Consider the following 18,435-nt stretch of genomic DNA (forward strand, 5'->3'; position numbering starts at 1 on the left):
CATTCATGACCAAGGTTCTCGTTCTCGACAGCGCCGCGACCGGCGATGCATCCGTCTCCCGCAAGCTGACTCGCGAGCTGGTCGACAGTCTCGGCGCCCGCGAGGGCGCGCTCACCATTGTCCAGCGTGACATCGGCGCCGATCCGATCCCGCATCTCACGGCCGAAACCGTTACGGCGATCCGCGGCGGCCCGGTCGAAAGCGATGCCGCCAGGGCAGCGCTGGCGCTCTCCGATCGATTGGTCGCCGAGTTGCGCGAGGCGGATCTCGTCGTGATCGGCGCGCCGATGTACAATTTCGGCATTCCATCGACGCTCAAGGCATGGTTCGACCACGTGCTGCGTGCCCGCGTCACTTTTCAGTATAGCGAGGCGGGCCCAGAAGGCCTGATGACCGGCAAGCGCGCCATCGTCGTCGAAAGCCGCGCCGGCCTGTACAGCGAGGGTCCTGCCGCCGCGATGGACAGCCAGGAACCGCATCTGCGCAACCTGCTCGGCTTCATGGGGATCACCGACGTGACGTTCGTGCGCGTCGAGAAGCTGGCCTTCGGTCCCGAAGCGGCCGAGGCGTCGCTCGCCCAGGCAAGCGAGCAGCTGCGCGAGCTCGCGCTCGCCGCCTGAGTGACGTCAGCCGGGCCAGGATCAAAGAAGCATGACCGCGACGGCGAGATCTGCCGCGACCGGTGCTCCCAAGAATCTATGGTTAAGAGCGACTTAACTCTCTTTATGCGGCACTGCTTACGGCCCTGTGCGTTTCCCAGGCATGCCGCTTTTCTACTTTCATTTCGAACATCAGGGCGTCCAGGTGAAGGACGAACAGGGCCTGTCCCTGCCCGATCACGAGGCCGCCTGGTATCAGGCGGTGCGCAGCGCCCGCGATCTGATCCGAGCCGAGCAGACGCTCGGCTGCGGGTGGGCAGGGCAGTGGGTGCAGATCGAGGATGAAGGGGGCATACCGGTGGACCGGATCCCCCTTGAGGAAATCGCGCGCTACGCCGGCGGGGTCTGACGCATTAGAGGGAGCGCGCCTGCCGCTCTCCTTCTCGCGTCAGTGCCGGCGAAAGATGCCTCTGACGACCTTGCGCGGCTCCGGCCGCACGACCAGCTCGAGGTCGCTTTCATGCAACGGGCTTTCGAACTCGCAGCCGGCGAGATTCTCGCGCCGCCAGACGACCCGGCTGCGCTTTGCCTCGAAACCCGACAATTTGAGCCACACTTCCGCGCCTTCGAGCACGTCGTCACCCACCTCGGCCTTGAAGCCGCCCGTCGAGATGTCGAGCAGGACCACCGGAGCGGTCTTGACGCCGGCCTCCCGCAGGGCCGCGGCGATGTTCACGATCCGCCGCACCGCCTTCCGGCCATCGCCGGTTGGAAGTTGAGACAGTTCTGCGTTGATGAACATTCGGGTCCTCCGGGGCGCACTCCAACCCGCGCTAGCGTCCGGACCGCTAAAATTCGGTTAGGAACGAAGCCCGTATCGCCCTCAATGCGGGCCGGAGCCGGGGCGCCGGCCCGCTCGAACCCGATAGGAGGGACCGCCGAGACGGCCTGCCATCTCTCGCGCCGAACCGGGCAAGAGAAGCCTGACGAACAAGGTTGACGCGTTGCCGACGCGGGTTCCCGGCGGGCGGCCTTAGATCCGTGCCGCTGGATTGCGCGACGCTCAAGGCGGAGCCGGCGGGAACTGTCTCCGCCCCTCGTTCGCGCCACGGAGTCGACGCTAATCCCGGCAGGGCACCGAAGCGTTTACGCGATCAGCCGCCGTTCCGCAGGCGCGGTGCGGCGCCGAGCGTCCGGGCAATCAACGCGTCCAGCTCGGCCAGGGTGAACGGCTTCTCGAGCACGGACGCTTCCGCACCCGCGGATTCGCGGAGTGCCCGGAGTGGCCCGTGGCCGGTCGAGAAGACGATCGGAAGATTGGCGTGGAGGTCGCCGATCTGGCGCGCCACTTCGGCTCCGTCCATGCCCGGCATGACGTAATCGAGGATCACCAGTTGGGGCGGCGCTTCACGAATGAGGGTGAGCGCCTGTTCGCCGGTCTCGGCCTCGCGCACCGGATAGCCAAGCTCCGCCAGCGCGCGGCTGATCGTTGCGCGGACCGGCGCTTCGTCGTCAACGACCAGAATCATCGCCGCAACGCCCGACGCTCACTCCGCGGCTTCGTAGAGGGCTCCGCGTCCGAGCAGACGATCGAACGCATCCGGGTAATTGCCGTATTCGGCAACGCTCCGGCGGCGATAGGTCGGCGCTGCCGGGGGCTTGCGGGCGGGAGCTTCGATGCTCGGCAGCGAGCGCGGCCGTGCGGTCGGCCGGTCGACCACCATCTGGTGAAACCATTCACCCGCATAAGAGCCGTCGAAGCGATGCACGCGCGGTCCGACGATGCGCCCGAGCGGCGCTCCGTCCATCCCGTAGATCGTCGTCTCGAAGACGAATCCGCGCGCCTCCCCATCGGTGCTGTAGACATACATCGTCATCACGCTGCCCCTCGTTCTTTGTTCCCCCGGAAACCTCCGGCACATCGCCATGACCAGCGTGTCCCGGCTGTACGGAAAATGAACATGCGCGATTTGTGCGGATGGATCAGTCGCTTAGGCGATGGGCCGTGCCGATGTGCGGGCGAGATGAAGCACGGGAACAGCCGCCCTACGATCGCCCTCAGGTGGTCATGACGGCGTAAAGCGTGGTGAAGCCGAACAGGATGATCCCGAAGGCGAGGATCATCATCCCGAAGATCAGCAGCGCATAATGAACGGGGTCCTCGTCTTCGCTGCTGGTCCTCGGCCTGGCGGCGGCTCCGCCGATCAAGCGGCGGACAAGGCGCTGGCGGAATGCCATGTGGAAGCCGACCACCGCGAAAAGCAAAGCGACCAGATCGACGGCGATAACATGCGCGGACATGAAGAATCTCCTGATGCCAGCTTCAAGCCTCAGGGACGGTGGTGGTTCCGCTCGCACGCGCCGTCGAATGAAGTCGATCAGTCGCTCGCCGGCGCGGCGCCCGGCTTTTCCAGGGTCGGGAATTTGATGCCGAGCTGATCCAGATAGGTGGGATATCGCGCAGGATCGTAGTAATATTTTCTGAGCTCGGGCTTGTAGCGGGCCATGGTCTCGCGGTTGAGGTCAATCGGCGGCGTGTCGGTGGCCGACAGCATGGGCTCGTATTTCTGGTCCTTGGTCTGGACGTTGGCGAAATAGTCCTTCGCCGCCTGCCGGAGCTTGGGCTTGGTGAGCAAATCGATGACCGTCATCGCGACGACCTTGGATCCGGCGACCACGCCCTTGTGGGCGATCGGAGTCGCCATTGCGATCGCGTTCGACCAATTGTGGCCGGGCAATTCCGGGATGTTGGAGGGATATCCGATGGTGATGGTCGGCACGACCCAGCTGACGTCGCCGATATCGTCCGAGCCGCCGCTCTTGGGCTCGGCGAGCGGCGGCTCGAACTTGTCGAGCTCCTTGGCCAGGCCCTCCTGCTTTTCCGCCGCGACGCTCTTCTGGACGGCCCTGGCGAACGCCTGCTCGTCATCGGTCCAGGCGGGCAGGCCGACCGCCTTGATGTTGGCATAGGCAGCTTCAGCCATCGGCTTGTTGAAGTGGCGCGGGGCGGCGGTGCCGAGGATGCGGCGCGTGACTTTCGTGTCGGTCATGGCGGCGGCCGCATCGGCGATCGTGTTGCCGATGGCGAAGTTCCTGGCGATGCCCTTGAAGTCTTGCTCGCGGAAATAGTACCAGACGGAGGCGCGCGACGGCACGACATTGGGCTGATCGCCGCCGTCGGTAATCACGTAGTGCGATCGCTGCTCCGCGCGGAGGTGCTCGCGCCGCATGTTCCATGCGACGTTCATCAGCTCGACCGCGTCGAGCGCCGATTTGCCGCGCCACGGGGCTCCGGCGGAATGGGCGGATTCACCGGCGAACGTATATTCTACCGAGACGAGGCCGGTTCCGGACGGGGCGCCCCAAGCGGTGCCCAGATTGTTGCTGACATGGGTGAAGATCACTTCGTCGACGTCCTTGAAGACGCCGTCGCGGACCATGAAGGCCTTGCCGCTGACCAGCTCCTCGGCAACCCCCGGCCACAGCACCAAAGTGCCCGCGATATTCTCCCGCTCCATCAGATCCTTAACTGCGAGCGCGGCGACCACGTTCACGGCCTGGCCGCTATTATGGCCCTCGCCATGCCCGGGCGCGCCTTCGACCATCGGCTCGCGCCAGGGAATTCCGGGCTTCTGCGACGCCTTCGGAATTCCGTCGATGTCGCTGCCGAGCGCAATCACCGGACCGCCGCTGCCATGGCTCCAGCGGGCCACCCACCCGGTCGGAAGGCCGGACGTGCCGCGCTCGACGGTGAAGCCGTTCTTTTCCAGCAGATCGGTGAGATAGCGCGAGGTTTCGACTTCCTGGAAGCCGAGCTCGCTGAAGCTGAAGATCGAATCGTTGATCTCCTGCGCAAGCTTGGTTCGAGCCTCGACACCGGCGATTGCCCGTCCCTTGAGCCCGCCTGGGCCCGCTGCTGCGCCCGGTGCAGCGAGGGTGAGTGCGGACCCGAGCAGAAGCGAAGCCACCATCTTGATCATCGAAAGCCCCCGAGCAGAATGTGGCCGGATCTGCCCGGTCCAAGGGCGGAGGGTGGAGGGTGCCGGGTCGCCGCGTCAATGGGCTATCGGTATGCATGCACGGTTCGACGGCCGTGGGGCAGGGAAGGCAGCGACATTCCGCCGAAAGAATTGAACCTCACACCGGCGCCTGATCCGCCTTGGATGTCATGCCGGCGCGGCGATGATGCCAGGACAGGATCGCGAACGCGCCGCGATGGGGACGCCACGCCTCGGAGAGTTCGCGCAGGCGTTTCTCGCTCGGACGTTCGGCAAGGCCGAGGATCACCCCCGCTTCGATCTGGACGGCGAGATCGCCGGCCGGCCAGACGTCGGTCCGTCCTTCGGCGAACAGAAGATAAACTTCGGCGGTCCACCGCCCGATGCCCTTGATGCGGACGAGCTCGGCAATTGCCTGCTCATCGTCCGTAGGCAGATGGTCGAAATCGATCCGGCCGGAGACCACCTCTTCGGCGAGGCTGCGGGCGTAGGCCATCTTCTGGCGGGACAGGCCGGCACCCCGCAGATCCTCGTCGCTCGCGGCTAGCAGTCGAACCGGCTCCGGCGGGTCGCCGACGACGGAGGTCAGCTTCGTCCACATCGACGTCGCCGACGCGACCGAGACCTGCTGGCCGACGATCGCGCGAAGCAGGGTATGGTAGCCGCGGTCGCTGATCCGAGGCTCGGGATAGCCGACGCGGGCGATCGCCGCCGCGATCTTCGGGTCGCGCGCTGCCAGCGCATCGAGCGCCGCTGCCAGATCCTCGGCCGATATCCCCATCCCTTACTCCCGTCTTGCCAATCCGGCGGTGGCCTAGCATAGCCCCGAGCCCGGCACTTCCCGCTTTTCCATCGAAGGACAGCAGAACAGACATGGCGCAGCTTACCATCGTCGGCCGCGACGGCACCGAGAAGACGGTCGAGGGCAAGAACGGCTGGAGCGTGATGGAGAACATCCGCGATGCCGGCTTCGACGATCTGCTCGCCCTGTGCGGCGGATGCTGCAGCTGCGCGACCTGCCACGTCCATGTCGATGCCGACTGGACCGATCAGCTTCCGAAGATGAGCGGGGACGAAGACGATCTGCTCGACAGCTCCAGCCATCGCGATGCCAGCAGCCGGCTTTCATGCCAGATCGAATTCGGTCCGGCGCTCGATGGCCTGCGGGTCACCATCGCGCCCGAAGATTGAGCTCGCGGCCGGGGTGAGTCTCCGGCTCAGAGCTGGAGCAGCGCTTCCGGTCGATTGGTGTCGAGCGGCCCCACCGTCCACTTGAGGGTCTTGCCAGTCGTCGAACGGGCCGGCCCGTCGCGCGTGTTGTTGGTCAGAATCTCGCTGTCGGTGGTGAGGGTGAATGTCCCCTCCGGCTTCTTGAGAGCCGCGTCGGCGCCGCCTGCCTGGCCCTGCATTGCCGCGCCGAGCGCCTTGAGCCCCCCGTCCGACGATTGCACGAACGCGGGCGCGACGATCCGGACGCGATTGCCGGAGGGGCGGCCGACCTTCACGAACGGGATCACCATGTCGACTTCGGGGAAGACCGGAAACACGAAGTCGTGGTCCAGCCGGCCGCTCAGCTCATATTGAACGTCGAACACGCCATTGCCCTTGTGGCGGACGCTCTTCCAGCCGGCATTGCCTTGCAGCCGGCGCGCGAACTCCTCCATCGTCTTGGGATCCGAAGGATCCATGCCGCCAAACATCTGCTTGGCGACCTCGGCTTCCTGCTTCTTCTTGGCGGCGCGCTCGGCGGCGCCGGCCTCATATTCCTTGCGCTTCTCGGCCAGCTCGGCTGGGGTGCAATCGCGCGGCTCGTCGCTTGCCGCGTCGGCCTCGGCATCGGCCTCCGCCTCCAAGCTATCATCTGCTGCGGCTCCGGTACAGATCTGGCCCTCCGGGTCGAACGGTTCCTCCTCGGTTGCCGCGGCGGCCGCCGCCGAGCCCGGCGAGACGAAGACCAGCTCGCCCGCATATTTGTAGGTGAAGCTGCCGTCCTTGCGGACATCGAGCGACGCATCGAAGCGGCCTGGAGTCAGCAGGCATGCAGCAGCGAGCAAGGCCAGCGCACCGGCCGCGACGATCCGAAACAGCTTCATGGTCTTCCCCCCTCAGTGACCGTCTGGTCGTTACCGCACCAGCTGGCGATCATCCGGCCGCCGCATTGCTCCATGCAAGCGGCACTCGCCTTCGTCAGGCCGTGCGCGCCGCGTAAAGTGCAATAGCGGCCGCGTTCGACACGTTCAGGCTCTCGATCCTGTCGCTGATCGGCAGCTTCGCCAGGGAGTCGCAATGGAGTTGCGTGTTGTGGCGCATGCCTTCGCCCTCGGCGCCAAGCACCAGCGCGACTCGCTGCGGGCCCAGAGCCTCCTTCAAGGTCGTTTCCGCTTCGCCGGTGAGGCCGATCCGCCAGAAGCCCGCTTCCGCCATTTCATCCAGCCCGCGCGCCAGGTTGACGACCCGCACCCACGGCACCGTCTCGAGCGCACCGCTCGCCGCCTTGGCGAGGGCGCCCGATTCCGGCGGAGCGTGGCGATCCTGGGTGATGACCCCGAGCGCGTCGAACGCCGCCGCGGTGCGGAGAATGGCGCCGACATTGTGCGGATCGGTGACCTGATCGAGCACGATCAGCGGCCGGCCGTCCTCTGCCTGATCGAGCAACTCGGCAAGGAGGATGTCTTCCAGACGTTCGACCTCGGCGACGATGCCCTGGTGCGGCGCATCCTTGGGCACGAGCCGGCCGAGATCGGCGGCATCGGCATAGGTGACCGGGATCGACGGATCGAAATCGAAATCGGCCGCGGCTTCGCGCGTGACCGAGATCCGCACGATCCGGCGCTCGGGATTTGCGAGCGCGGCGGCGACGGCGTGGCGTCCCCAGAAGCGGGGGCGGTTTTCGGGTTTGCTCTGCTGGCGGGCTTTACGGCGCATGTCCCCCCAATGGCGAGGCGCGCCGGTGCTGGCAAGGGCCCGGCGGAGGCGGCACCCATGGACCCGCCATGCGTTTTCTTGGTAAAAGACGAGCAAGGCGAGGAGCCCGCGATGAACAACGCAGTGGATCAGGTCGTCACCGGATTGGCCCTGCTGATGATGCCCTTCATCGGCCTCGCCGCCGCCGCGCACGAGGCGGAGGATGGATCGAGCGGCGAGTCGGCGCTGATCGCCATCGCTTCGGCCGTGATCATGATCCAGCTCGCGCGGCACTTCTGGCACGTCCACCGCGCCTGGCGCCTCCACCGAGCCCGCTGATCGATCTTGTCTCCTCGATCCTCGGCCTCTTCCCCGTGCGGGAAAGAGGCAGGAACGGCGGGCGTTCTCGGTCGTGCGCGTCGTTAGAACTGGAAGTTCGCCCCGAAGGTGAACGTCCGCCCGATCCGGGTCTCGAACAGTGTGTCGGTACGGACGCTGTCGATGAACAGGCTGTTGCGCTCGTCGGTGAGGTTCTGAGCCTCGAGGATGAGCTTGAACTTCTTGGTGATGTTGTACGAAGCGGAAGCGTCGACGAAGGTGTTTCCGCGATTGCCCTGATAATCGTTGCCGTTCGCGCCGATGATCCCACGGATATAGGGGCCGCGATAGCTCGCCGTCGCACGGATGCTGAACTTGTCGTCCTCATAATAAAGCGTGCCGCTCGCCGCGTCCTTCGACAGGCCGACGAGATCGGCATTGTAGGTGCCGCCCGACTGCAGGATATAGTCGATCTTCGAGGTGACGTGGGTGTAATTGGCCAGCAGGCCCAGATTGGAGAGGAAGCCCGGCAGAAAGTCGAGCTGCACCTGCGCATTGACCTCGAAGCCCTTGAGCGGTCCGCCGGGCGTGTTGAGCGGCTGGCGGATGGTGAAGATGTCGGTCGGAACCGAGTTGGTTCCGTTGAGCAATTCGTCGGGCAGTCCGAGCTGGTTGAACGGGATCTGGTTCGACGCCGTCTGGATGAACGATTTGATGTCCTTGTGGAAATAGGCGACGGACAGCAACGATCCCGGTCGGAAATAATATTCGAGCGCGACGTCGAACGTGGTTGCACGGATTGGATTGAGGAACGGGTTGTTTGCGGTGCCGTTGCGCGTCGTCGCGGTGATCGAAGCCGAGCTCGGAGTAAGCGGGCCATATTCCGGCCGCGACATGACATCGGCGAAGGAGAGGCGGCCGAGCAGGGTCGGCGTGAATTCGAACACCAGATTGACGGACGGCAGCCAGTCTTCATAGGAGCGGTTCACTTCGTTGGCGATCGCCGTCACGCCTGTCGGACTGCTCGCGAGAGACTGGGAGAGGTAGCCGACCGAACGCTGACCGGTATGGACGTAGCGCACGCCGAGATCGCCGCGGATCGGGAACGGCAGGAAGTCGCGCGTGTCGAAATTCACCATCACGTAGGCGCTCTTGACGCGCTCGCGGATCTGGGAGGTGCCGCTGCCGCAATCGGCCGTGGTGCAGAAATCGAAGCTGTCCGGGAATCCGAAGGTCTGGCGCCACTTGTCGGGATCGATCGCGGCCCAGCTCGCCGGCGCACCCATTCCGAACAGATTGTCGACGCCCTCGATCTGCCGGGTGAGGCTGGCGAGGGTGGTTCCCGACGGAAGCGCACGCGTGACGTTCTGGCCCAGATACAAAGCGGCCGTGCGCGCCCGGCTGTCGCCTTCCCGCCACTGCCCGCCCATCTTGATCGAGAAATTGTCAGCGATCTCGTAGGTGCCGTTCAGTTCGAACGTCTTGTTGTCGATGACGTTGCGGGACGGTTTGCCCTGGGTGCTGAAGCCGCCGAGCACGGTGCCGTCGGCAAGCGGCGGCGCGTAGGCGAAATTGCCGGGATTGGAGACGTCGAAGCCGAAGCCGATGGTCGGAACGGTCTTGCCGTCGCGATAATCGATCACGAAATTGTCGGTGTCGATCGCATCGATGAAGGTCTGGAGGCGCTCCTTGCCGTCCCAGAGCGAGCGCGAGATACCGAACATGCCGTCGATCACGAACGCGTTGGTAAAGCGGTGCTTGAAGTTCAAATTGACCTGCTTGAACGTGGAGACGAAATGGTCCTCCAGACCTTCCGAGCGGACGTCCACGCCGTCGAACAGCCCGTAGACCAAAGATCCATTCTCGTCGAATTCGATGTCGCGCACCGACACCATCGGCTGCCCGTTGTTGTTGACGTTCCGACCGAAGGACAGGCCGGCGATATAGTTGTCGCGGCGGGTGACGTCGTAGCGCGAGAACAGGCCGTCGATCGAGATGTCGGTGTCGTCGCTCGGCTGCCATTGCAGGGTCAGGGTCGCGGCATAGCGCTTGTTGTCCTGCTCGGAATTCACGAATCGCGGGATCCGGGGGAAGAAGGCACCGCTGCCCGGCGTGTTCGGAGCGGCCGCACTGCGCAGCGCCATGATCCTGTTGTAGGCGGCGACTGTGCCCGTGCGGGGATTGTTGGTGCTGCACATCGTCGCCGTTGCGCCCTTTGCCGCTTGTGCGGTCGGGGACGGGCTGATCGGCGCGACTCCGATCGGGGTACAGAATGGCTGCGCGGCGGCACCGGTACCGAGCTGATTGCCGCCCAAAGTCGAGGACAGGATGTCGACCGCGGAATAGCCGACTTCGCGGATGTTGCGGCTGGTATAGGCGACCGAGCCGAGGATGCCGAACGAGCCGAACTGCTTGGACACGAGCAGCGAGGCGCGCGGATCGACCTTCTTGCTGAGCTCGTTGTAGACGCCGCGTGCGGTCGCGCTCAGCACCAGATCCTGCTTGAAGTCGAACGGCTTGGGTGCCCGCAGGTCGACGGTCGCGCCGAGCGAGCCTTCCTCGACATCGGCGGACGTCGTCTTGCGCACGGTCAGCGACGAGAAGATCTCCGACGGAAAGACGTTGAAATCGAAGCTCCGGCCGGAATTTCCGGCGCCATAGATGTCGGACGATCCGGTCTGCGAAGTGCCTTCCATGCCGTTGATGCGGATCCGGGTGAAGCCGGCGCCGAGCCCGCGGACCGAGATGTTGCGACCCTCGCCGCCGTCGCCGCGCGACAGCGAAACGCCGGGAATGCGCTGCATCGATTCGGCGAGATTGCTGTCGGGGAACTTGCCGATATCTTCGGCAACGATCGTGTCGATCGCAGCGGTCTCGTTCCTTTTCAGATTGAGTGCGCTGTTGAGCGACGCGCGGAAGCCGGTGACGATGATGCCTTCTTCCGCAGCCGTCCCGTCGGTTGCACCGTCGGAGACCTCAGGATCCTGCGTATCGGCCACCGGCGCTGCGCTCTCTTGCGCCGCGGCGGGAGCCGCCCAGCCAGTGCTCATGATCAGCGCCAGCGCAGAAGCGCCGAGCCAGGCAGTCTTCACCGGACGTAACTCAATCCCCGTCTTCATCTGGCTTCCTCTCCTGTTGGTACCGGCCGCTTGTGCGGCTCTCGACCGTCTCATTCCTTAGTATTTCGTCCCATATTATGCACAAGGTTGATCCATCTCCAAAGGAAAATATCGGATTATTCATACAAATCTAAGTTGCCGTAGAAGACTGGTTTTTTAGTCTTGGGAACATGCAAACGTGATTGAGAGCGTAACGAAACCGGTGGATCGTTGCTCGCCGAGCGCCACTCTGCGGCTGGGCGTGTCGAGGCTGCGACTGGGCCGCTGCACAAGCCTTGCCCATCCTGCGATGAGGCGCGACGGTTGTTGCTCCGTGACCTGGTAAGGAGAGCATCATGGAAGCGCAGGAACTGCACCGCGGACGACTGATCGATCACCTCCAATTGGTCGTCAAAGACCTCGCCGCCAGCCGACGTTTCTACGAAGCTGTGTTCGATGTGCTCGGTATCCCGATCGGCGGCTCCGCCGAGGATTATTTCTGGGCCGACGAGCTGTTCGTATCGACTGCGGAAAGCGAAGCCGCGCAGGGGAAATTGACCGGGCGCCATCATCTCGCCTTTCAGGCTGCGGACCGCGCTGCGGTCGAGGCGTTCCACAAGGCCGGTCTGGCCGCCGGCGGCCGCGACAATGGTGCCCCGGGAGAGCGTCCCTATCATCCCGGCTATTACGCCGCCTTCCTGCTCGATCCCGACGGGAACAATATCGAAGCGGTTTTCCACGGCGAGGCAAACCGCAGCGCCCCCTCGGTCACGATCACCTTCTAAGGGCCGTTCCTTTCGCCGGCCGGCGCTGCAAGGGCTTTGCAGGACAGACGGCTTGCGCCAGAGCGGCGATCGGTCGTGCTGTGCGGCCGGGACGGGAGCAGGAATGCAACAGGACAGTCGGCCGGAGGAGGGTTGGTTCGTCGATCTCAGCCATGACATCGAACATGGCATGATCACCTACAAGGGGCTGCCGGCGCCCTTGATCTGCGATCACCTGTCGCGGGAAGCCTCGCGGGCGATCTATGCCGAAGGCACCGAATTCCAGATCGGCCGGATCGAGATGGTCGGCAACACCGGTACCTATCTTGATACGCCGTACCACCGCTATGCCGACGGTTTCGACCTCGCCGGCCTTTCGCTCGAGGCCGTGTCCGATGTGCCCGGCATTCTCGTGCCCGCGCTCGGACAAACGTCGGTTGGATCGGAGCCGTTCGAAAGCGTGGATGTTCGCGGCCGGGCGGTTCTGGTTCATACCGGCTGGGACCGCCACTGGCGCACCGATGCCTATTTCGAAAGCCATCCCTTCCTTACCGAGGCCGCCGCGATCTGGCTGCGCGATGCCGGCGCGGTCCTGGTCGGCATCGATTCGCACAATATCGACGACATCTCGGGATCGACACGGCCCGTTCATTCTGTGCTGCTCGCGGCCGGCATTCCGATCGTCGAGCACATGACCGGCCTCGAGCGGCTTCCCCGCGAGGGCTTTCGATTCACGGCGGTTCCGCCGAAGATCCGCGGCATGGGGACCTTTCCGGTTCGTGCCCACGCCAGGATCGAGCGCACCTGACAGATCCCACGAGAAGCTTACAGCCGGCGCCATTCTGCGCATGTGAGGAGATGTCCATGAGCGAAAAACCCTCTTTCACCTTGCAGCGGCTGGGCTGGACCGACGAGATCCTCGATGTGATCGATTGCCCGGGCGGCGCGATGACCTTGCGCGCCAGCTACGGCTCGGGCCTTGCGCGCCGGCCCGACGATCCGCCGGGGATTGTCTGGGCGGTCGGCGACCGCGGCCCCAACCTCAAGATCAAGACGCTCCTCGATCTTTACGGGCTGGAGCATCTCCGCCCGCTGGCGGCGATGTCGGGGGCGAAGATCATGCCGCGGACCGATCTCGGACCGGCGCTCGCCCGCTTGCAGGTGGTGGAGGATCGCATCAAGCTCGCCGCGGTGTTGCGCCTGCGCGACGGCAACGGCGTAGCCGTTTCAGGTCTGCCGATGCCGCACGGCGATCATGCGATCTCCGAACCGGCCCTGGACATGGATGGTCAGCCGATCTCCGCCGATCCTTCCGGCCTCGACACCGAGGGCATTGTCGCCTTGCCCGATGGGAGCTTCTTCGTCGGCGATGAATTCGGACCTTCGCTGGTCCATGTCGGTGCCGGCGGCGACGTGATCGCGCGCTTCGTTCCGGCCAACGTGCCACTCGGCGGCGCCCGATATCCCGTTCGGCCGATCCTGCCTGCGATCGCCTCGCGGCGGCAGATCAATCGGGGCTTCGAGGCGATCGCGGTCTCCGCCGACGGCGCCTTTCTGTTTCTCGCGTTCCAGAGCCCGCTCGCCCATCCCGATCCGCAGACGCATGCGGCCGCCCGGCACGTGCGCTTGTGGAAGCTCGATGCCGCGACGTTGCGTGTCCGTGCCCAATATCTCTACCCGCTCGATCCGCCCGAAAGCTTCCTGCGCGATGCGCGGGACGAGGCGATCGGATGGAGCGACCTCAAGGTGAGCGAGCTCGTCTGGCTGGGCGAGGACAGTCTGCTGGTACTCGAGCGCGCCTCCCGCACGACGAAACTATACCGTGTCGATCTGCGCGCCGCGTCCGCGCTAGGGTCGGAGCATCTCGATATCGAGACCCGGCCCACCATCGAGGAACTGAGCGCGGCCGCTGCGCCCTTGCCGGAACTGGACAAGCGGCTGTTGTTCACGAGCGACGATGTTCCGGAGCTGCCAGCGGACATCGAAGGAGTGGCCGTGCTGTCGCCACGCACGCTGCTGCTGGTCAACGACAATGATTTCGGCGTGGAAGGCGCCGAGACCAGCTTCTGGAGACTCGAGTTCGCGGACCCGGTTCTGGCGTGAGGAGTGGAGTGCCTGCCGCGGGGTCCGTCGCCGGCCTTTCCTCTCCCCTGAAGCGGAGAGCGCCCTATAGACGGCGTCGATGATCGACCGACCTGAACTGCCGCCATTGCTCGAGCTCGACCAAATCAGCGTGATGCGCGGCGAGCGGCTCGTGCTCGATCGCCTCAACCTTCGCATCGAGCAAGGCCAGCATATCGCGATCCTTGGCCCCAATGGTTCCGGCAAATCGACCCTGCTCGGGCTCCTGACTCGCGAACATTATCCGCTCGGCGGGCGGCAAATCCGGGTGCTCGGGCGCGATCGCTGGAGCGTTGCCGATCTCAGGCAGGTGATCGGCATTGTCTCGCCGTCGCTGCATGCGGATCTCGCCGGGCGCGAGACGGGCAGAGGCCCGCTCAGCGCCTTCGACGCCGTCGCTTCGGCCTTTTTCGGCGCGAGCGGCGTCTGGCAGCACCACGTCCTCACCGCCGAGATGCGAAGCCGCACCGGTCGGGCGCTCGAACGGATCGGCATCGCCCATCTCGCGGCCCGAGACATGGCGACCATGTCGACCGGCGAAGCCCGCCGCGTGCTGATCGCCCGCGCGCTCGTCCACGAACCCCGCGCCTTGTTCCTGGACGAGCCATGCGGAGGCCTCGATCCCGGAACGCGCCGATCGTTCCTGGAAACGCTCCGCGGCCTCGCGCGCGGCGGAACAACGTTGATCATGGTCACCCACCATATCGAGGAGATCCTGCCCGAAATCGACCATGTCGTGACGATCAGAAACGGCGCGGTGACCGGAGACGACAGCAAGGCCCGGTTGCTCGACGCCGCCAGCCTGAGCGCCTTGTTCGATGCCGATGTGACGCTCGACTGCGTCGACGGCTGGTATTCCGCCCGCTTCGCCTGAGACCCGGCCGCTCCGGCAGATCAATCAGAAATCTGCGCCGTTGACCTTGTTCACGGTCAGCGCGTCGAGGTCGGCGGATGGCACGCAGCGCAGGTTTACCGCCCGCGTTTCGCTTCCGTCCGGAGAGGCGCCTTCCGCGAACGGCTGAACTCCGCATGTCCGACAGAAACGATGCCGGAGCCGGTGCGTGTTGAACGTATAGGTCTGGAGGGCCTCACCGCCCGCTGTCAGCTGGAAACGGGATGCGGGCACGAAGGTCAGCAGAAAGCCCTTGCGGCGGCAATGCGAGCAATTGCAGCTCATCGCCTCGGGAGGAATGTCGCCCTCGACCTCGAACGCAACGGCTCCGCAATGGCAACTTCCCTCGTATGACATGTCCGCTCTCCCGGTTTTCGGGACGCTACAAGGCAACAGGACCGCTTTCCAGCTCAGCCGGTCGCGTTCCTGCATCGGCTTGGCCACCAAGGAAGAAGGATGGATCACGCCTTTTGCGGCGGATCGGCGCAGCTCAGCCGGCTGCCGGGGCCGCTGCGCCGTTCCGGGCTGGTCGCCGTCGCCGGAGCCGCCTGCGAAGTGGCGCGTCGATCCCATATTCGATCACCGTGGAGACGAGCAGGATCACGACTATCGTGCCGCCCCATCCGAGGCTGCCCGGCTGCCACGAGGCGGCCAATTTGAGGATCGGATAATGAACTGCGTAGAGTGGGTAGGAGACGGCCCCGAGCCAGGCGGCCAAGCCCGCCAGGCTCTTCGGCACGACGGCATTCGTCGAAAGAGCGGCCATAACTGGGAATAACAGGAAAACCGCGAACAGGACCCGCAGCGCGCCGAAGCCGCTATTGGGTGCCAACAGGAAGATGCCGAGGACAAATACCGGAAATGCCGCGGGCCATGCGGGCAGAACCAGCGTGTTCGACGAGGTCAGCCTGTAGATCAGCAGCCCGATGCCATAGCCCCAGGCGACCCGCGCAAAGCCGCCGAAGAAGCTGTCTCGCCCCCAGCCCACGCCTGGACCAGAATGAATCCAGGTTGCGGCGAGGAAGGCCAACCCGGCCAGCGCGACGGCGATGACGAGCTTCGACGTCGTCAACTTTCTCGCGCACGCCGCATGGGCACCGTTGATCACGATCTCAAAAAACAGGCTCCACAGCACCTCGTTCAGCGGGAACAGGGCCGGCGTCGAGAAATCCGGGATCAGCAGGAACTGAGCGAAGGCGGGCCACGTCGGCGAGGGGGCTGCGAGGACTGCGGCCAAGCAGCCAAGCGCGAGAACCGGGTAGAGCCGCACGATACGCAGCGTCATGAAGGCCCGCCACGACATGCCGGCGAGGATCCTGGGTTCGTAAGCGCGTCCGATGACGAAGCCGCTCATGATGAAGAACAGATCGACGGCCAGATACCCGTAGGCGCCGACCTGCGGCCGGTTTGCAATCGCCCCGATGTGGGTGAGTACGACCGCAAGAGCGGCTATCCCTCGGAGGGCGTCCAGTGTGAGAAGATGGTCGGAATGACGCTTTTCGACGATACTCAAACAAACCCCATCAACATGCGGGTGAAATCAGCATCGTCTGGAAAGACGGCAGTGGCTTTCGCTCAGCAGCGCGCGCGACGGATCGGCGACACGCCGTGTCGGGCCAAGCCCTCCGTGCAGCGGATCTGGAGCGGGTGAAGGGAATCGAACCCTCGTCGTAAGCTTGGAAGGCTTCTGCTCTACCATTGAGCTACACCCGCTCGGCCCGCTTCAGGCGTCTGGTGGACAGGGCTGGATTCGAACCAGCGTACGTCCATGACGGGCAGATTTACAGTCTGCTGCCTTTAACCACTCGGCCACCTGTCCAGGGGCGCCCGAAGCGAGCGGGGGGCTCAATGGCGGACCCGCAGGCGCCTGTCAACGCGTCGATTGCGAACTCGGTCGCTTGATGGCCGTATCGGCCGTTGCGCGCTGCCAGACGCGGACGTGATCCACCTCCATCCGCTGCGGCAAAGCGGCATCGTCGATCCCCTGGGCGCCGCCCCACGTGCCGCCGACGGCGACGTTGAGGATCAAGTAATGCGGGGCGTCGAACGGCCATTCCGCGGGATCGTCCGACGGCTTGTCGAAGGTGAACACAGCGGCGCCGTCGATGCCGATCCGGATCCGGTCCGGCTGCCAGTCGAGCTGATAATCGTGGAACGCGCCGCAGACGTCGGTGACTTTGCGGTTGGCGGTCTTATGCGTGCCCTTGACGTGATTGAAGGCGGCCGTGTGGATCGTGTGGTGAACCACGCCCGGCTCGTAACCGACATGCTCCATGATGTCGATCTCGCCGTCTGTCGGCCAACCGCGCTTGCCCTGGTCCGCGAGCGTCCAGATCGCCGGCCAACTGCCGCGCCCGCAGGGGAGCTTGGCGCGTACCTCGAAGAAGCCGTAGGTCCAGTTCGCCTTGCCGCGGGTGACGAGGCGCGCCGACGTATAGGCCTGGCCGCCCCAATCGGGTAGGGTGCGCGCCGCGTCCGGCTCGCGATGCGCCTCGATGATCAGCCGGCCATTCTCGACGCGCGAATTCTTCCGCCGGGCTTCGGCATAATATTGCTTTTCGTCATTGTACCAGCCGCGCTTGTTGGCTTCGGTGTCGTAGCTCCACTTCGCGGCATCGGCGAGGCCGTCTCTGTCGAACTCGTCCGACCAGACCAGTTGATAGGTCGGTTCCGGCGCCAGCGGGACGTCGGGCGCCACGAGCAGAAGGATCGGCAGCAAGATCATCGGGCGCTCCGTTTAAGGGCAAAGAGGGGGGACTTGCGCCAGCTTTCGTCGAGTTCGCTTGTCCACGCACCGAGAACGCCAGGACGGCTGCCCTCGATCTCTGCCGCAAGGGCGGGAATGTCGCAGGCGCTGTCGTACACGCAGTAAAGCTTGATGTGACGTTCGACGTCCGGGAGCAGATCGGCGCCGGCGAGAGCGTCCGCGGCCGAAACTCCCGGTGCTTTCGCGGCAAGCAGCGTATCGAGGCGTCCGCGCAACACGCGGATGCGTTCGGCGGCCGACGGGATCCGGCCGGTCTGCGCGATTTCGGAGCCGAACGCCGCGCGGACAAAGGCAGCGCGCGCAGTGGCGCCGTCGCGCAGGATCGCCGGGCCGCCGCCCGGCTCGGCCGATTGCATCAGCGCCCCTGCGAGGCGAAGTCCGCTCGGCGTCGCCTCGACGAAATAGGGGAACATCGGCGTGTCGGCGAAGGCGCCCGACACATAGGCCGAAGAGCTGTCCGGCACGGCCAGAACGGGTCGGGAATGTCCCGGCACGGTCTCGAAGCCGATCGGATCGCCGTCGCCTTGCTCCAGCCGCCAGGCAACCGTCGGCGAGACCGGATCGCCGGTCATCGTGCCGGAATAGACGAGGTGCGTGATGCAGCAATGCGCGCCGCCGCTCCAGAACCAGGCATGGAGATCGTCCGCGCCGTCTCCGTCGAGATCGCGGGGCGGGAACAGGCCCCAATCCTGGGCACGCGGATCGCGTTCGCGGTGGACGACCGTTCCCGCGCGGGAGAAGAGAAGAGACAGGTTGTCCGGAGTGCCGGTCGGGCGGACGGCCAGTCCATTCCAGCGGACCTCCTCGGAGTCGGTCACCGGGCGCGCGGGTATCGACAGGTCGGGTGCGGAGCAGGCGACGATCGCAACGATGAGCGGGAGCGGGAAAAGGGGAGCGGCGCGCGTCACGTGCCGAGGCTTAGAACATTTTCAACCCGGCTCGAAGCCTGTCGAGTGACAAAATGTTCGTTGATT

The 18,435-nt window shown here is 65.1% G+C and carries 21 protein-coding genes and 2 tRNA genes; 8 read left to right on the forward strand and 15 right to left on the reverse strand.

Annotation, left to right across the window (positions count from 1 at the left end; all coding sequences use genetic code 11):
- Positions 1-5 precede the first annotated feature (5 nt).
- Positions 6-620 (forward strand): FMN-dependent NADH-azoreductase, encoded by a 615-nt coding sequence (locus tag C7I55_RS10980; RefSeq protein WP_106512953.1) that lies wholly within the window; start codon positions 6-8, stop codon positions 618-620.
- Positions 621-762: 142 nt separating this feature from the next.
- Entirely contained in the window at positions 763-1,008 is a 246-nt protein-coding gene (locus C7I55_RS10985) for a DUF6894 family protein (RefSeq protein ID WP_106512954.1), read from the forward strand.
- A 39-nt stretch (positions 1,009-1,047) separates the two neighbouring features.
- Here the strand turns inward: C7I55_RS10985 and C7I55_RS10990 are convergent, their stop codons facing one another.
- From C7I55_RS10990 to C7I55_RS11015, 6 genes are all read right to left on the reverse strand, one after another.
- Positions 1,048-1,401 (reverse strand): PilZ domain-containing protein, encoded by a 354-nt coding sequence (locus tag C7I55_RS10990; protein WP_106512955.1) that lies wholly within the window; start codon positions 1,399-1,401, stop codon positions 1,048-1,050.
- Between the two features lie 352 nt (positions 1,402-1,753).
- Positions 1,754-2,128, reverse strand: a complete 375-nt coding sequence (locus C7I55_RS10995; RefSeq protein WP_106512956.1) for a response regulator — start codon at positions 2,126-2,128, stop codon at positions 1,754-1,756.
- Positions 2,129-2,146: 18 nt separating this feature from the next.
- Positions 2,147-2,479, reverse strand: coding sequence for a hypothetical protein (locus C7I55_RS11000; RefSeq protein WP_158266381.1), 333 nt, complete (start codon positions 2,477-2,479; stop codon positions 2,147-2,149).
- Positions 2,480-2,657: 178 nt separating this feature from the next.
- Positions 2,658-2,900, reverse strand: coding sequence for a hypothetical protein (locus C7I55_RS11005; protein WP_106512958.1), 243 nt, complete (start codon positions 2,898-2,900; stop codon positions 2,658-2,660).
- A gap of 77 nt (positions 2,901-2,977) precedes the next feature.
- Positions 2,978-4,579 (reverse strand): amidohydrolase, encoded by a 1,602-nt coding sequence (locus C7I55_RS11010; RefSeq protein WP_106512959.1) that lies wholly within the window; start codon positions 4,577-4,579, stop codon positions 2,978-2,980.
- A gap of 157 nt (positions 4,580-4,736) precedes the next feature.
- Positions 4,737-5,378 (reverse strand): DNA-3-methyladenine glycosylase family protein, encoded by a 642-nt coding sequence (locus C7I55_RS11015; RefSeq protein WP_106512960.1) that lies wholly within the window; start codon positions 5,376-5,378, stop codon positions 4,737-4,739.
- 92 nt (positions 5,379-5,470) lie between these two features.
- Here C7I55_RS11015 and C7I55_RS11020 point away from each other — a divergent pair, with 92 nt between their 5' ends.
- The gene (locus C7I55_RS11020) at positions 5,471-5,788 is read left to right on the forward strand and encodes a 2Fe-2S iron-sulfur cluster-binding protein (RefSeq protein ID WP_106512961.1); all 318 of its coding nucleotides are present in this window, start codon (positions 5,471-5,473) and stop codon (positions 5,786-5,788) included.
- A 26-nt stretch (positions 5,789-5,814) separates the two neighbouring features.
- On the opposite strand, the gene C7I55_RS11025 is transcribed toward C7I55_RS11020, so the two are convergent.
- Together C7I55_RS11025 and rlmB are read right to left on the reverse strand one after the other, a co-directional pair.
- Positions 5,815-6,690, reverse strand: a complete 876-nt coding sequence (locus tag C7I55_RS11025; RefSeq protein ID WP_106512962.1) for a hypothetical protein — start codon at positions 6,688-6,690, stop codon at positions 5,815-5,817.
- A gap of 94 nt (positions 6,691-6,784) precedes the next feature.
- Complete coding sequence (rlmB, locus tag C7I55_RS11030) at positions 6,785-7,522, reverse strand: 23S rRNA (guanosine(2251)-2'-O)-methyltransferase RlmB (RefSeq protein ID WP_106512963.1); 738 nt, start codon at positions 7,520-7,522, stop codon at positions 6,785-6,787.
- A gap of 111 nt (positions 7,523-7,633) precedes the next feature.
- On the opposite strand from rlmB, the gene C7I55_RS11035 reads away from it, so the two are divergent.
- On the forward strand, positions 7,634-7,840 hold the full coding sequence (locus C7I55_RS11035; protein WP_106512964.1) for a hypothetical protein: 207 nt from the start codon (positions 7,634-7,636) through the stop codon (positions 7,838-7,840).
- Positions 7,841-7,923: 83 nt separating this feature from the next.
- Here C7I55_RS11035 and C7I55_RS11040 read toward each other — a convergent pair whose 3' ends face one another.
- A complete protein-coding gene (locus tag C7I55_RS11040) occupies positions 7,924-10,938 on the reverse strand; it encodes a TonB-dependent receptor (protein WP_106512965.1) in 3,015 nt (1,004 codons plus the stop codon).
- A 335-nt stretch (positions 10,939-11,273) separates the two neighbouring features.
- On the opposite strand from C7I55_RS11040, the gene C7I55_RS11045 reads away from it, so the two are divergent.
- The 4 genes from C7I55_RS11045 to C7I55_RS11060 all read left to right on the forward strand — a co-directional run bounded on the left by C7I55_RS11045 (position 11,274) and on the right by C7I55_RS11060 (position 14,676).
- Positions 11,274-11,702 carry a VOC family protein gene (locus tag C7I55_RS11045; protein ID WP_106512966.1) on the forward strand — a complete coding sequence of 143 codons (429 nt, stop codon included), beginning with the start codon at positions 11,274-11,276 and terminating at the stop codon, positions 11,700-11,702.
- Positions 11,703-11,805: 103 nt separating this feature from the next.
- On the forward strand, positions 11,806-12,489 hold the full coding sequence (locus C7I55_RS11050; RefSeq protein WP_106512967.1) for a cyclase family protein: 684 nt from the start codon (positions 11,806-11,808) through the stop codon (positions 12,487-12,489).
- A 56-nt stretch (positions 12,490-12,545) separates the two neighbouring features.
- Positions 12,546-13,784 carry an esterase-like activity of phytase family protein gene (locus C7I55_RS11055; protein ID WP_158266382.1) on the forward strand — a complete coding sequence of 413 codons (1,239 nt, stop codon included), beginning with the start codon at positions 12,546-12,548 and terminating at the stop codon, positions 13,782-13,784.
- Positions 13,785-13,863: 79 nt separating this feature from the next.
- Positions 13,864-14,676 (forward strand): ABC transporter ATP-binding protein, encoded by an 813-nt coding sequence (locus tag C7I55_RS11060; protein ID WP_106512969.1) that lies wholly within the window; start codon positions 13,864-13,866, stop codon positions 14,674-14,676.
- A 24-nt stretch (positions 14,677-14,700) separates the two neighbouring features.
- Here the strand turns inward: C7I55_RS11060 and C7I55_RS11065 are convergent, their stop codons facing one another.
- The 6 genes from C7I55_RS11065 to C7I55_RS11090 form a co-directional block, all read right to left on the reverse strand.
- Positions 14,701-15,051, reverse strand: coding sequence for a GFA family protein (locus C7I55_RS11065; protein ID WP_106513217.1), 351 nt, complete (start codon positions 15,049-15,051; stop codon positions 14,701-14,703).
- A gap of 133 nt (positions 15,052-15,184) precedes the next feature.
- Entirely contained in the window at positions 15,185-16,207 is a 1,023-nt protein-coding gene (locus tag C7I55_RS11070; protein WP_106512970.1) for an acyltransferase family protein, read from the reverse strand.
- A 126-nt stretch (positions 16,208-16,333) separates the two neighbouring features.
- Positions 16,334-16,407: transfer RNA gene (locus tag C7I55_RS11075), tRNA-Gly, on the reverse strand.
- A gap of 19 nt (positions 16,408-16,426) precedes the next feature.
- Positions 16,427-16,513 (reverse strand) — tRNA-Tyr (locus tag C7I55_RS11080).
- A gap of 51 nt (positions 16,514-16,564) precedes the next feature.
- Entirely contained in the window at positions 16,565-17,419 is an 855-nt protein-coding gene (locus tag C7I55_RS11085) for a glycoside hydrolase family 16 protein (protein WP_106512971.1), read from the reverse strand.
- A complete protein-coding gene (locus C7I55_RS11090; RefSeq protein ID WP_106512972.1) occupies positions 17,416-18,369 on the reverse strand; it encodes a hypothetical protein in 954 nt (317 codons plus the stop codon). The genes C7I55_RS11085 and C7I55_RS11090 overlap by 4 nt, the downstream gene beginning before the upstream one ends.
- Positions 18,370-18,435: the final 66 nt, after the last annotated feature.

The sequence above is a fragment of the Allosphingosinicella deserti genome (genome assembly GCF_003012735.1).
In the GTDB taxonomy this organism is placed as follows: domain Bacteria; phylum Pseudomonadota; class Alphaproteobacteria; order Sphingomonadales; family Sphingomonadaceae; genus Allosphingosinicella; species Allosphingosinicella deserti.

Excerpts from the sequence above, each read along its gene's own strand:
- C7I55_RS10980 (WP_106512953.1), top strand. The coding sequence starts at position 6 with ATGACCAAGGTTCTCGTTCTCGACAGCGCCGCGACCGGCGATGCATCC.
- C7I55_RS10985 (WP_106512954.1), top strand. The coding sequence starts at position 763 with ATGCCGCTTTTCTACTTTCATTTCGAACATCAGGGCGTCCAGGTGAAG.
- C7I55_RS10990 (WP_106512955.1), bottom strand. The coding sequence starts at position 1,401 with ATGTTCATCAACGCAGAACTGTCTCAACTTCCAACCGGCGATGGCCGG.
- C7I55_RS10995 (WP_106512956.1), bottom strand. The coding sequence starts at position 2,128 with ATGATTCTGGTCGTTGACGACGAAGCGCCGGTCCGCGCAACGATCAGC.
- C7I55_RS11005 (WP_106512958.1), bottom strand. The coding sequence starts at position 2,900 with ATGTCCGCGCATGTTATCGCCGTCGATCTGGTCGCTTTGCTTTTCGCG.
- C7I55_RS11010 (WP_106512959.1), bottom strand. The coding sequence starts at position 4,579 with ATGATCAAGATGGTGGCTTCGCTTCTGCTCGGGTCCGCACTCACCCTC.
- C7I55_RS11015 (WP_106512960.1), bottom strand. The coding sequence starts at position 5,378 with ATGGGGATATCGGCCGAGGATCTGGCAGCGGCGCTCGATGCGCTGGCA.
- C7I55_RS11020 (WP_106512961.1), top strand. The coding sequence starts at position 5,471 with ATGGCGCAGCTTACCATCGTCGGCCGCGACGGCACCGAGAAGACGGTC.
- C7I55_RS11025 (WP_106512962.1), bottom strand. The coding sequence starts at position 6,690 with ATGAAGCTGTTTCGGATCGTCGCGGCCGGTGCGCTGGCCTTGCTCGCT.
- rlmB (WP_106512963.1), bottom strand. The coding sequence starts at position 7,522 with ATGCGCCGTAAAGCCCGCCAGCAGAGCAAACCCGAAAACCGCCCCCGC.
- C7I55_RS11035 (WP_106512964.1), top strand. The coding sequence starts at position 7,634 with ATGAACAACGCAGTGGATCAGGTCGTCACCGGATTGGCCCTGCTGATG.
- C7I55_RS11040 (WP_106512965.1), bottom strand. The coding sequence starts at position 10,938 with ATGAAGACGGGGATTGAGTTACGTCCGGTGAAGACTGCCTGGCTCGGC.
- C7I55_RS11045 (WP_106512966.1), top strand. The coding sequence starts at position 11,274 with ATGGAAGCGCAGGAACTGCACCGCGGACGACTGATCGATCACCTCCAA.
- C7I55_RS11050 (WP_106512967.1), top strand. The coding sequence starts at position 11,806 with ATGCAACAGGACAGTCGGCCGGAGGAGGGTTGGTTCGTCGATCTCAGC.
- C7I55_RS11055 (WP_158266382.1), top strand. The coding sequence starts at position 12,546 with ATGAGCGAAAAACCCTCTTTCACCTTGCAGCGGCTGGGCTGGACCGAC.
- C7I55_RS11060 (WP_106512969.1), top strand. The coding sequence starts at position 13,864 with ATGATCGACCGACCTGAACTGCCGCCATTGCTCGAGCTCGACCAAATC.
- C7I55_RS11065 (WP_106513217.1), bottom strand. The coding sequence starts at position 15,051 with ATGTCATACGAGGGAAGTTGCCATTGCGGAGCCGTTGCGTTCGAGGTC.
- C7I55_RS11085 (WP_106512971.1), bottom strand. The coding sequence starts at position 17,419 with ATGATCTTGCTGCCGATCCTTCTGCTCGTGGCGCCCGACGTCCCGCTG.